The 12,616-nt window shown below is 70.8% G+C and carries 11 protein-coding genes; 9 read left to right on the forward strand and 2 right to left on the reverse strand.

The window, feature by feature from the left end; genetic code table 11:
• Positions 1–111 precede the first annotated feature (111 nt).
• The 6 genes from mtrA to secA all read left to right on the forward strand — a co-directional run bounded on the left by mtrA (position 112) and on the right by secA (position 8,892).
• Positions 112–792, forward strand: coding sequence for an MtrAB system response regulator MtrA (gene mtrA / locus GQR16_RS09435; protein WP_157414886.1), 681 nt, complete (start codon positions 112–114; stop codon positions 790–792).
• A gap of 5 nt (positions 793–797) precedes the next feature.
• On the forward strand, positions 798–2,495 hold the full coding sequence (gene mtrB, locus GQR16_RS09440) for an MtrAB system histidine kinase MtrB (RefSeq protein WP_157414887.1): 1,698 nt from the start codon (positions 798–800) through the stop codon (positions 2,493–2,495).
• Positions 2,488–4,176, forward strand: a complete 1,689-nt coding sequence (locus tag GQR16_RS09445; protein ID WP_157414888.1) for an LpqB family beta-propeller domain-containing protein — start codon at positions 2,488–2,490, stop codon at positions 4,174–4,176. The genes mtrB and GQR16_RS09445 overlap by 8 nt, the downstream gene beginning before the upstream one ends.
• Before the next feature lie 97 nt (positions 4,177–4,273).
• Positions 4,274–5,032 carry a ComF family protein gene (locus GQR16_RS09450; protein WP_157414889.1) on the forward strand — a complete coding sequence of 253 codons (759 nt, stop codon included), beginning with the start codon at positions 4,274–4,276 and terminating at the stop codon, positions 5,030–5,032.
• Positions 5,033–5,132: 100 nt separating this feature from the next.
• Complete coding sequence (gene hpf, locus GQR16_RS09455; protein WP_157414890.1) at positions 5,133–5,834, forward strand: ribosome hibernation-promoting factor, HPF/YfiA family; 702 nt, start codon at positions 5,133–5,135, stop codon at positions 5,832–5,834.
• Between the two features lie 262 nt (positions 5,835–6,096).
• A complete protein-coding gene (secA, locus tag GQR16_RS09460) occupies positions 6,097–8,892 on the forward strand; it encodes a preprotein translocase subunit SecA (protein WP_157414891.1) in 2,796 nt (931 codons plus the stop codon).
• A gap of 126 nt (positions 8,893–9,018) precedes the next feature.
• Here the strand turns inward: secA and GQR16_RS09465 are convergent, their stop codons facing one another.
• Positions 9,019–9,456, reverse strand: a complete 438-nt coding sequence (locus GQR16_RS09465) for an Rv3235 family protein (RefSeq protein WP_157414892.1) — start codon at positions 9,454–9,456, stop codon at positions 9,019–9,021.
• 173 nt (positions 9,457–9,629) lie between these two features.
• On the opposite strand from GQR16_RS09465, the gene GQR16_RS09470 reads away from it, so the two are divergent.
• A complete protein-coding gene (locus GQR16_RS09470; protein WP_157414893.1) occupies positions 9,630–10,238 on the forward strand; it encodes a hypothetical protein in 609 nt (202 codons plus the stop codon).
• Positions 10,239–10,309: 71 nt separating this feature from the next.
• On the opposite strand, the gene GQR16_RS09475 is transcribed toward GQR16_RS09470, so the two are convergent.
• Positions 10,310–10,603, reverse strand: a complete 294-nt coding sequence (locus tag GQR16_RS09475; protein WP_157414894.1) for a helix-turn-helix domain-containing protein — start codon at positions 10,601–10,603, stop codon at positions 10,310–10,312.
• Between the two features lie 120 nt (positions 10,604–10,723).
• On the opposite strand from GQR16_RS09475, the gene GQR16_RS09480 reads away from it, so the two are divergent.
• Together GQR16_RS09480 and GQR16_RS09485 are read left to right on the forward strand one after the other, a co-directional pair.
• Positions 10,724–11,347 (forward strand): hypothetical protein, encoded by a 624-nt coding sequence (locus GQR16_RS09480; protein ID WP_157414895.1) that lies wholly within the window; start codon positions 10,724–10,726, stop codon positions 11,345–11,347.
• Positions 11,344–12,597 (forward strand): CpaE/TadZ family protein, encoded by a 1,254-nt coding sequence (locus GQR16_RS09485; protein ID WP_157414896.1) that lies wholly within the window; start codon positions 11,344–11,346, stop codon positions 12,595–12,597. Before GQR16_RS09480 ends, GQR16_RS09485 begins: the two co-directional genes overlap by 4 nt.
• Positions 12,598–12,616 lie beyond the last annotated feature (19 nt).

The following is a 12,616-nucleotide window of genomic DNA, read 5'->3' on the forward strand; positions in this document are numbered from 1 at the left end:
CCGCCCGCGGCATCCGCCCCCTTGTCGTGCCGTACGACTACGCTGGTCACACCGTCCATCCGGCCCGGCGCGAGAACCCCGCCCCGGGCGCAGCCGCACAGGAATGAACCGATGACTTCACGCGTACTCGTCGTCGACGACGACACGGCCCTCGCCGAGATGATCGGCATCGTGCTGCGCACCGAGGGCTTCGATCCCGTCTTCTGCGGCGACGGCTCGAGCGCGCTCGCGGCGTTCCGCGAGAGCCGCCCCGATCTCGTCCTCCTCGACCTCATGCTGCCCGGCATGGACGGCATCGAGGTCTGCGCGCGCATCCGCGCCGAATCCGGCACGCCGATCATCATGCTGACCGCCAAGAGCGACACCGCCGACGTCGTGAAGGGCCTCGAGTCGGGCGCCGACGACTACATGGTCAAGCCCTTCAACCCGAAGGAGCTCGTCGCACGCATCCGCACGCGACTCCGACCGACGCCCGAGTCGGCCGTCGAGACGTACGCGGTCGGCGACCTCATGATCGACGCGGCCGGCCACGAGGTGCGTCGCGGCGACGAGCGCATCTCGCTCACGCCCCTCGAGTTCGACCTGCTTCTCACGCTCGCGTCGAAGCCGCAGCAGGTGTTCACGCGCGAGATGCTGCTCGAACAGGTGTGGGGCTACCACTACAAGGCCGACACGAGGCTCGTGAACGTGCACGTGCAGCGCCTTCGCGCCAAGGTCGAGCACGACCCCGACAACCCGCGCATCGTGATGACCGTTCGCGGCGTGGGCTACCGCGCCGGCGCGACCACCTGACGGGAATGACCGCCGCCGACGACTCGCGCGCCACGGGCTCGTGGCGCGGCCTTCCGCGGCGTCTGCGGGCGACCGTCGCGTCGACCTGGCGGCGTTCGCTCCAGGTGCGCACGGTCTTCATCACGATCGGGCTGTCGACCCTCGCGATCCTCGTCATCGGCCTCTACATCTCGTTCAGCGTCGCCTCGAACCTCTTCCAGGACCAGCGCTCGCGCGTGCTCGAGGTCTCGAACAACGCCACCACGGCCGCGCAGCTGATCCTCGACTCCTCCGACGCGGCCGACCGGGGCTCGCTCCAGCTGCTCATGAAGGCGACCCTCGACACCGTCACGAGCATCGCCGGCACCAACGACGTCGCGATCTTCCGAGCGCCCGACCAGCCGGCGAGCAACAACGCGCCGCCCGACCGACTCAGCCCCGATCTCGCGGGCGTCATCTCGCCCGCGCTGCGGGCGCAGGTGCAGGAGCACTCCGAGAACCAGTACTGGCAGTCGGTCGCGCTCGGGAGCTCTTCCGGCGGCAGCGACCCCGGCATCGTGGTGGGCAGCGGCCTGCAGGTGCCGGCCGGCGCGGGCCGGTACGAGCTCTACATCGGGTACAACCTCGCCGAGGCGCAGCGCACCCTCGCCTTCATGCAGGTCACGGGCACCGTCGGGGCGATCGCCCTGATCGCCCTGCTCAGCGCCATCACGCTCGTGGTCGTGCGCGGCGTGATCGAGCCGATCCGCACGACCGCCTCCACGAGCCGGCGCCTGGCCGCAGGCGACCTCGGCGTGCGCATCCCCGAGCGGGGCGAAGACGAGCTGGCCTCGCTCGCGGCCTCCTTCAACGGCATGGCCGACAGCCTGCAGGCGCGCATCCGCGAGCTCGCCGAGCTCTCGGTCATGCAGCAGCGATTCGTGTCGGATGTCTCGCACGAGCTCCGTACCCCGCTCACGACCATCCGGCTCGCCGGCGACGTGCTCTACGGGCAGCGCGAGGACTTCGCCGGCCCCACGGCCCGAACGGTCGAACTGCTGCACACCCAGACCGAGCGGTTCGAGCGCCTGCTCGGCGACCTGCTCGAGATCAGCCGGTACGACGCCGGCTCGGTGAAGCTCGCGACCGAGCCGACGAACCTCGTGCACCTGGCGGGCGATGTCATCGAAGAGATGCACGGCCTCGCCCGCGAACGCGGATCCGAGCTCCGTCTCGAGGCCCCCGGCGGACACCTCGACGCCGAGGTCGATCCACGCCGGGTGCGCCGCATCGTCACCAACCTGCTCGGCAACGCGATCGAGCACGGCGAAGGCCGCCCGATCGTCATCGCGGTCGACAGCAACGCGAGCGCGATCGCCCTCTCGGTGCGCGACTACGGGCTCGGCATGACCACCGAGGCGGCCGAACGCGTCTTCGACCGCTTCTGGCGGGCCGACCCGAGCCGCGTGCGCACCATCGGCGGCACCGGGCTGGGGCTCGCGATCTCGCTCGAAGACGCCGTCGCGCACGGCGGGCACCTCGACGTCTGGTCCCACCCCGGCAAGGGGAGCGTCTTCCGGCTGACCCTGCCGCGGTCCGTGGGCGCGGGCCTCGAGCCGGCGGACGCCGCGGTCGTCTCCCCGCTGCCGCTCGAGCCGGGCGACCCGGAGGCGGCCGGTCCGCCGCCGACGGCCTCCGTGGGGGCCATCCTCCCCGACGACGATCGCGAGGTGCACGATGCGTAAGGGACTGCTCGCGGCATCCGTCGCCATGCTGTCGCTCCTGCTGAGCGGGTGCGTGTCCATCCCGAGCTCCGGCAACGTGCAGCAGGGCGACCCGGCGCCGTCCGACGCCTCGTCGCTCGACCTCGACATCCTCGTCGATCCGCCGATCGTCGACGGCACCCAGCAGCAGATCCTCGACGGATTCCTCACGGCCGCGCTCAGCCCGCGCAACAACTACCAGGCGGCGTACGAGTTCCTCACCCCGGCGTTCAAGGAGCAGTGGCAGGCCGACGAGAACGCCACGATCGACGTGCTCGCCGATCGCGAGTTCGAGGAGGTCTCCGACTCGCAGATCCAGCTCACGGCGACGCCGGCCGCGTCGCTGCGCGACAACGGCCAGTACGAGGTCGCGACCTCGGCGGCGCCCCTCCAGCTCCCGTACACGTTCGAGCAGGTGCAGGGCCAATGGCGTATCGCGAGCGCGCCTGCCGGCATCGTCATCGATCAGGCGAACTTCACGCAGGTGTTCCGGGAGTACACGCTGTACTTCTTCGACCCGGCCTACCGCTTCCTGGTGCCCGACTCCCGATGGTTCGCCGGCCGCGACTCCGCGCAGACGAGCGTCGTACAGGCGCTGCTCGCCGGCCCCGCCGCCTGGCTCGCACCCGGCGTGGTGACGGCGTTCCCCGAGGGCACCGAGCTCTCGCCGGCCGCGGTGCCGGTCTCGGGGCGCGTCGCCGAGGTCTCGCTCACGGGGGCCGCATTCGACGACATCGCCGCCGCCCAGCGCATGCAGTTGCAGCTCAACCAGAGCCTCGTCGGCAGCGTGCGCAACGTGGGCGACGTCGCCCTGATCCTGAACGGCGTCGAATCCGATGCCGGCATCCCGGCGAATCCGGCGGTGCGCGACCCCCGGGTCGACCCCCGTCCGGTCGTGTTCGACGGCGAATCGCTCGGCTACCTCTCGACCTCGGGCGACGGCATCACGCCGATCCCCGGCATCTCCGAGCAGGTCGCGCAGTCCGATGCGTCGGGCGCGGCGATCGGCCCCGATGCCGAATCCGCGGCGATCCTCGACGAGTCGGGCGTCTCGGTCATCACAGCCGATGCAGACCCGGTGCCGCTCGATCCCAGATCGGGCCTGATCACCCCCGCGTTCGACCGGGACGGCGTCGTCTGGTCTGTGCCGGCCGACGCTCCGTCGGATCTCGTCTGGTTCTCGGCCGACGGTCAGAAGTCCGACCGGATACCGGTGCCGTGGTCGGGCACGTCGATCGCCGCGATCGAGGTCTCCCGCGACGGCACCCGCCTGCTCGCCCTGCTCGGCGACGGGCCGCGCACGTACTTCCTCGTGGCGGCGATCGTGCGGGACGGCGACGGACTGCCCGTCGAACTCGGCACCACGGTGCTGCGGCTCGCCGAGGTCGACGGCGTGCCACTCGACGTCGCCTGGGTCGACGGCCGTTCGGTCGTCTCGCTCACGCGGGTCGACGGCGAGGCCACGCGCATCGTCACCCAAGATCTCGGCGGCTTCGCATCCACACGCGACGGCCCGCTCGCCGGCCGCCTCCTCGATGCGGGCAACAGCATCCGCGACGTTCGGGTGCTCACCGACTCCGGCTCGCTCGTCGTGCAGAGCGGCGTCGGCTGGCAGGAGCGGGCGAGCGGCATCCGCTTCATCGCGTCGCAGCTGCCCGGCTGACCGGCACCGCTCCTCCACGGGCGCTCGCGGGCGGCATCCGCCGTGCCGTTTCAGTGAGGGCGGGCGGATGCCGCGGCGCGCTGGACAGGCTCGGTGCATGTCCTCTCGACCCGCCCACCGACCCGACGAGCCGAATGGCATCGGTGCCGTCGAGGTCGCGCGCGCCGCCCGCGCCGCGGGTGCCGCTCGTGCCGCGCTCGCCGCGGCCGCCGCGACCGTGATGCCGGTCTCCTGCGCCGGGTGCGGCCGGCCAGACCTCGCGGTCTGTCCCGCGTGCCGTGCCGCGGTCGCGGCACGACCCGTCGCGGTGTCGCGAGCCGATCTGCGGGCCCATGCCGGCCTCGAGTACGGCGACGTCGTCGCATCCGTCATCGGCGCCTTCAAGGACGGCGGGCGGGCGGATGTCGCGCGCGTGCTCGCCCCGGCACTGGCCGCGTCGATCCGTGCGGCGCTCGCCGAGGTGCCGCGGACGGGCGGTTCGAGCGGGGCCGGCCTGCTCGTGGCGACGGTGCCCTCGCCCCCGGCCGCGCTCCGGGCTCGCGGATACCGGCCCGTGCCCCTGCTGCTCGCGGCGTGCGGGCTTCGCGCGACCTCCGTGCTGCGGCTCGCGCGCGACCGCGACGACCAGGCCGGACTCGGCGCGGCCGCCCGCGCGGCCAACGCCGAGGGCGGGCTCGTGGCTCGCAGACGCCTCCACGGACGGCGGTTCCTGCTCGTCGACGACGTGCTGACCACGGGCTCGACACTCCTCGAAGCCCGTCGTGCGCTCGTGGCCGCGGGAGCGTGCGTCGAGGCGGTGGCGGTGCTCGCCGAGACGCCCCTGCGAAGCGGACGACGTTCAGGGTCCTCTCGGTGAACAGGTGGTGACATCCGATGGTTCGCAGACTACGGTGGCAGGACAGGCGTGGTCTACCACCCTTCAGAACCGGGTGACACGTCGGTGGATGGAGGTCGTCATGGAACTGAACATCGTCGGACGAAACCTGGGGATCACGGATCGCTTCCGTACCTACGCGACCGAGAAGTCGGAGAAGATCTCCCACCTCGCCGACCGTGCCATTCAGCTCGATGTGAAGCTCTCGCGGCACCACGAGAAGAACGGCAACACCGGGCCCGACCGAGTCGAGCTCACCCTCGTCGGCAAGGGGCCCGTCGTCCGGGCCGAGGCCGACGGATCCGACAAGTACGCGGCGTTCGACGTCGCACTCGGCCGATTGCTCGAACGCATTCGCCGAGCCAAGGACCGGCGAAAGGTCCATCGGGGGCAACATCGGCCCACGTCCATCCGGGAGGCGACCGACCTCGGGTTCGCCGAGGTGGGAGTGCAGGCAGCACGTCCGGAGGTGCTGGAGCAGGTGCGCACCGGGTCGATCCCCGTCATCGACGACGCCGCGCCCGTCGCCGAAGACGAAGACGTGTACTGCCCCGTCGTCATCCGACGCAAGGTGTTCGCCATGGCGCCGATGACCGTCGACGACGCGCTCTCCTTCATGGAGCTCGTCGGTCACGACTTCTACCTCTTCGTCGACTCCGAGACCGGTCGGCCGAGCGTCGTCTACCGCCGCAAGGGCTGGGACTACGGCCTGATCGGGCTCGACGAGAACGCCGACGCGTTCGTCGACGACGAGGAGGTCTCGCTGCAGCGCGCGAGCGCATAGCCGCGGCATCCGTCATTCATCGCCCGAGTGAGGGCCGACGGCGCCACCGAGTTCGCGAACCCGCGAGTCGGTGGCGCTGTCGCGTTCGCGACGGGCGAAGTCCGATCGGGGCTGCACAGGCTCCTCTCCGAGTCCGCCCAGCCCGGTGCCCGCTAGCATGGTTATGATGCCGTCGATACGGCGCAACCGGCGTGCCTTCGGCGTTCCACCCGAGGAACGTTCCTCCGAGAACATGGCGCGCCGCAATGACAGGAGATCATTCGTGGCTTCGATTCTGGAGAAGGTCCTCCGCGTCGGCGAGGGCCGAACCCTCAAGCGACTGCAGAACTACGCGGCGGCCATCAACGCGCTCGAAGACGACTTCACCGCCCTCACCGACGAGGAGCTGAAGCACGAGACCGTCGAGTTCCGCGAGCGGTACGCGAACGGGGAGTCCCTCGACGACCTGCTGCCCGAGGCGTTCGCCGCGGTGCGCGAGGCGAGCCGTCGCACGCTCGGCCTGCGGCACTTCGACGTGCAACTCATGGGCGGCGCCGCGCTGCACCTCGGCAACATCGCCGAGATGAAGACCGGTGAGGGCAAGACCCTCGTGGCCACCACGGCCGCGTACCTGAACGCGCTCGCCAGTCGCGGCGTGCACGTCATCACGGTCAACGACTTCCTCGCGAGCTACCAGTCCGAGCTCATGGGCCGCGTGTTCCGCGCCCTCGGCATGACCACCGGATGCATCGTGGCCGGCCAGACCCCGCAGGTGCGCCGCGAGCAGTACGCCGCCGACATCACCTACGGCACGAACAACGAGTTCGGCTTCGACTACCTCCGCGACAACATGGCCTGGCAGACGGCCGACATGGTGCAGCGCGGTCACTTCTTCGCCGTCGTCGACGAGGTCGACTCGATCCTCATCGACGAGGCGCGCACCCCGCTCATCATCTCCGGCCCGGCCTCGGGCGAGGCCAACCGCTGGTTCGCCGAGTTCGCGAACCTCGCGCGTCGCCTCACGCCCGGCGAGGACTACGAGGTCGACGAGAAGAAGCGCACCGTCGGCGTGCTCGAAGAGGGCATCGAGAAGGTCGAGGACTACCTCGGCATCGACAACCTCTACGAGTCGGCGAACACCCCGCTCATCTCGTTCCTCAACAACTCCATCAAGGCGAAGGCCCTGTTCAAGCGCGACAAGGACTACGTCGTGATGAACGGCGAGGTGCTCATCGTCGACGAGCACACCGGCCGCATCCTCGTCGGACGCCGCTACAACGAGGGCATCCACCAGGCCATCGAGGCGAAGGAGGGCGTGCAGGTCAAGGCCGAGAACCAGACCCTCGCCACCGTCACGCTGCAGAACTACTTCCGTCTCTACGACAAGCTCTCGGGCATGACCGGCACCGCCGAGACCGAGGCGGCCGAGTTCATGGCGACCTACAAGCTGGGTGTCGTCCCGATCCCCACGAACAAGCCGATGCTGCGCCTCGACCAGCCCGACCTCGTCTACAAGAACGAGGAGGTCAAGTTCGCCCAGGTCGTCGAAGACATCGTCGAGCGGCACCAGAAGGGCCAGCCGGTGCTCGTGGGCACGACGAGCGTCGAGAAGAGCGAGTACCTCTCGCGGCTGCTCGCCAAGAAGGGCGTGCGGCACGAGGTGCTGAACGCGAAGAACCACGCACGCGAGGCCGCGATCGTCGCTCAGGCCGGTCGCTACGGCTCGGTCACCGTCGCCACGAACATGGCCGGTCGCGGTACCGACGTCATGCTCGGCGGCAACGCCGAGTTCCTCGCCGTGCAGCAGATGCACGAACGCGGGCTCAGCCCCGTCGAGACGCCCGACGAGTACGAGGCCGCCTGGGACGCCGTGTTCGACGCCGTCAAGGGCGAGGTGTCCACCGAGGCCGAGCGCGTGCTCGAGGCCGGCGGGCTCTACGTGCTCGGCACCGAGCGCCACGAGTCGCGGCGCATCGACAACCAGCTCCGAGGCCGCTCCGGCCGTCAGGGCGACCCCGGCGAGAGCCGCTTCTACCTGTCGCTGACCGACGACCTCATGCGCCTCTTCAACGCGGGTGCCGCCGAGAGCCTCATGTCGCGCGGCGTCCCCGACGACGTGGCCATCGAGTCGAAGGTCGTCTCCCGGGCCATCCGCTCGGCGCAGTCGCAGGTCGAGGCGCGCAACGCCGAGATCCGCAAGAACGTGCTCAAGTACGACGACGTCCTCAACCGCCAGCGCGAGGCCATCTACGGCGACCGTCGACACGTGCTCGAGGGCGACGACCTCCACGAGCGCACGCAGCGCTTCCTCGAAGACGTCGTCGACGAGGTGCTCGACTCGCACACGGCAGAGGGCAACCCCGACGAGTGGGACTTCGACGCCCTCTGGACCGAGCTCAAGACGCTCTACCCGATCGGCATCACGATCGACGAGGTCGTCGCCGAGGCCGGCGAGAAGGGGCGCGTCAACCGCCAGTTCATCCGCACCGAGATCATGTCCGACGCGAAGCTCGCCTACGAGCGTCGCGAGCAGCAGCTCGGAAGCCCCGCGATGCGCGAGCTCGAGCGGCGCGTCGTGCTCTCGGTGATCGACCGCCGCTGGCGCGACCACCTCTACGAGATGGACTACCTGAAGGACGGCATCGGCCTTCGCGCCATGGCGCAGCGCGACCCGCTGGTCGAGTACCAGCGCGAGGGCTACGCCATGTTCCAGCAGATGATGGGCTCGATCCGCGAAGAGACGGTCGGCTTCCTCTTCAACCTCGAGGTCGAGGTCGCGCCGCAGGGCGCCGGCATCGAGGCCAAGGGGCTCTCGCGCCAGGAAGCCCCTCAAGACAAGCTCAGCTACTCCGCGCCGAGCGACTCGGGCGGCGTCGAGGTGCGCAACCAGCGAGGACAGGTGCAGCAGGCCGCCACGCAGCGCGCGCGTCGCGCCGTCGCCGAGGCGCAGTCGCAGCCCCAGGCGCCGGCCGCCGAGCAGGCACGCGGGGCGTTCGGCCAGCGCGGTGGCGACGGCAGCGGCGATGCGGCTCCGCAGAACCGCGCCGAGCGTCGGGCGCAGGAGCGCAAGGGCAGCTAGCACGCAGACGACGGGGCCGGACATCCGATGGATGTCCGGCCCCGTCGTCGTATCTGCGGTCGCCGCCGCGACGCCTCGTATGCCGCCTCGATCCGCTCCAGGGCGTCTGGGGTCTCGTGCGCGGCATCAGAGCACCGTGATCGCGCTCGCCCTCCAGCGCTGGTCGAGGCCTTCGAGGCGGATGGCGACGGCACGCACCCGGTGGGGCTGGTGCACGAGCACGACCGCCTCGACCACGCCGTCGGCCGGTTCGCAGGTCACGACCCGGCCGAGGCGGAACACCGGCCGCTGCGGCGCGACGCCCTTGACCCGTCGTGACCGGTTCGCGAGCACGACGCGCATCGAGAGGCTGCGGTAGACGTCGTCGGTGACCCACCGGGCGAGCTGCTCGAGGTCGCGTGCGCCCGCCATGACCTCGACGACGCAGTGCGTGAGGCTCTGCAGCATGGCCGACGGATCGGGCAGTTCGGTTCGCCTCGACGCCTGCGGGCCGAAGAACTCGTCGTCGTCGAGGAACGAAGCGGACGTGCGCGCGTCGGTGCGCAGGGCGGGGCGTGCGGGCATCTGTGCTCCATCGGGAGGGTGGCGTGAGCCGTGGGGGCGGTGCCCCCGAACGGGGGACGTTTTCGGGGGACCCTGCGATGAATGTATGAGCGTGGCGGAATACATGTCAAGAGGGTGTTTCGACCTGTGGAGAACCGCGGTCCTGCGGGCGTCATGACGGGTAACGTGCCTGCATGCGGTGGGACCTCCTGTTCGACGACCTGGAGGCGCGACTCGACCAGGAGCAGCGCGACGAGGAGCGCGCCCTCGCGCTCGAAGAGGAGCGGTTGCGGCTCGGTCGTCTGGGCCTCCGCGATCGATTCGCGGGCATGGCGCGCGCCATCCACGACGACCTCGCCGCGTTCATCCGCCTCGAACTGCGCACGGGCGCGACGCTCGCCGTGCGGCCCTCCGCGTTCGGTCGCGACTGGATGAGCGCCGATCAGCTCGACGGCGACCGCAGCGGCCGCCACTGCATCGTCCCCTTCGAGGCGATCGCGGCCGTGCTCGCAGGCCCTTCGCTGCTCGAGCGGAGTCTCGAGCCACTCCAGGAGCCGTCGTCGAGCCTCACCGACCGCATGGGGCTGGCGTTTCCGCTTCGAGACCTCAGCAGGCGACGAGCGCCCGTCCACGTGCACACCGAGGGCGGCCGCGTGCACGGCACGATAGACCGCGTCGCCCGCGACCACCTCGATCTCGCGCTGCACCCGGTCGGCACGCCGAGACGTGAGCGCGACGTGCAGGGCTATCGCATCGTGCCGCTCGATCGCGTGATGCTGGTGTCGTTCGGTCCCTCGAACTGATCGCGGCGCGCCGTGATTCGGGTACGCGCTGGCGCCTGAACTCGGCGCCGGCGCCGGGCCTGGACCGCGTCTCAGGTGTGCAGGCGGCGAGGACCGAGGGCGGTGACGTTGGAGAAGTCGGCGACGTCGGCGAACTCGCCCTGCTCCCACAGCGCCGAACGACGGGTCTGCTCGAGCCGGAAGTCGATCCAGAACTCGAGCTGCGTTCGTTCGATGCGCCACGGGCCGGCATCGCCGACCCTGATGGCCGGGAGCTCGCCCGACGTGATGAGCCCCGTGATCGTGGCCGCGTCGACCTCGAGCATCTGCGCGGCGTCGGCGATCGACAGGAAACGCCCCAGCTCGCTCGCATCTGATGTGCTCATTTCTCGATTATCGACCGGAAGGGGCGATCCGAGCCTCGATGTGGATAACTTCATGGTGATTCGGCAGGCATCCGGAACGATGGTCCCGGTGCGACGGCGGGCGTCGCCGAAGGGAGCAGGATGCCTCGTCGCACGGAGCGCGGTTCGATCCGCATCGATCCGCGCCTGATCATCGGCGTCGTGCTGATCGTCGGCTCGACGGTCGGCGTCTACACGCTCGTCAGCGGCCTCGACGACGCGACCGAGGTTTACACGGCGACCGAGACCTTCACGCCCGGCGACCGCATCCTCGAGTCCGACCTCGTCGTCGAGCGGGTGCGATTCGGTGCCGCCGACGTGCGGTACCTCGAGCCCGACGCCCTGACCGACGGCGGTCTGCTCGTCACGAGCACCATCCGCCAGGGAGAGCTCGTGCCGCTCGGCGCGGTCGACGAGGTCGATCGCGCCGGACTCGCGACCGTGGTCGTGCCCAGCAGGGGAGCACTGCCCGAGGGCGTGGTGCGCGGCACCGTCGTCGACGTGTGGTCGGCACGCCGGCTCGACCGGGGCGACTCGGCCCCGCCGACCGTGCTCGTTCCCGAGGCCGAGGTCGCGGCCGTCATCGACAGCGGCGGAATGGTCGACGGCGACAGCAGATCCGTCGAACTGCTCGTGCCGCGCGAACGCGTGGCCGCGCTGCTGCAGGCGCTGGCCGCCGAAGACGCGATCGACCTCGTACCCGCCCGGCCCGAGGCCGATCGGTGAGCCGCCTCGCCTTCGCACTCGATCAGGCCACCGAAGACCGGCTGCTCGCCGACGCCGTCGAGCACGGTCACCTCATCGTGGGGCGCGCACTCGCCCAGGCGGAGCTCCTCGCCGGCATCGATGCGATCGCGCCCGAGGTCGTGCTCGTCGGGGCCGGTCGTTCTGCGCTGAGCGCGGCACTGCTCGAGGCCTGCGACATCCGCGGCATCCGCATCGTCGCGCTCGCTGCGAACGATGCCGAGCGCGCTCAGGCCCGGGCGCTCGGACTCCACGAGGTGTTCGCGCTCTCCGCGACCTGGCGGGAGCTCGAGCCGATCGTGAGCGGGGGAGTGCCCGTGGCGGCGGCAGGGCAGAGCGGCGCTGCCAGCCGTGAACCGGCGCGCACGGCACCGGTCATCGCCGTATGGGGCCCCGCCGGGGCCCCCGGACGCACGACCGTCGCCGTGAATCTCGCGGCCGAGCTCGCTGCGGCCGGGCATCGGGTCGCCCTCGTCGACGCCGATCCGTACGGCGGCGTCGTGGCCGCCTCGCTCGGCCTCCTCGACGAGGCGCCGGGGTTCGCCTCGGCATGCCGGCTCGCGGGCTCCGGGGCGCTCGACCGCGGCGAGCTCGAACGCATCGCGCAGCGCTACTCGAGCGCCCGAGCCTCGTTCGACGTGTTCACCGGACTGGTCGGGCCGAGCCGGTGGCCCGAACTCTCGCGCGACCGGGTCACGACCGCGCTCGGAGCGATCCGCGAGTGGGTCGACTACGTCGTGGTCGACACCGGATTCAGCCTCGAGCACGACGAGGAACTCACGAGCGACCAGTTTGCCCCTCGTCGCAATGCCGCCACGTTCGCGACGCTCGCCCTCGCCGACGAGGTCGTCGCCGTCGGCCTGGCCGACCCCGTCGGGCTCTCGCGCCTGCTCCGAGGCCACGCCGAACTGGTCGACCTCGTCGACCCCGGGCGCATCCGCGTGGTCGTGAACCGGGTGCGCGCGAGCGCCCTCGGCATCGACGCCTACGGGCAGGTGCGCCAGACGATGCGCCGATTCGCCGGGCTCTCCGACGTCGTCATGCTCCCGCACGACGGTCGGGCGGTCGACGCCGCGATCCTCACCGCGCGCACGCTCCGCGACGCCGCATCCAAGTCGCCGCTCCGCACGGCGATGCGCGATTTCGCGCACGACGTATTCCTCCCCGCGGTGCCTGTCACCGTGCCACGACGACGCTTCGGGCCGGTTCGCGCCGGTGTCGCGGCGAGCTGACGCGACCCGGAGGCGACGC

Origin of the sequence: Agromyces allii (genome assembly GCF_009749385.1) — a bacterium.
GTDB classification, from domain to species: Bacteria; Actinomycetota; Actinomycetes; order Actinomycetales; family Microbacteriaceae; genus Agromyces; species Agromyces allii.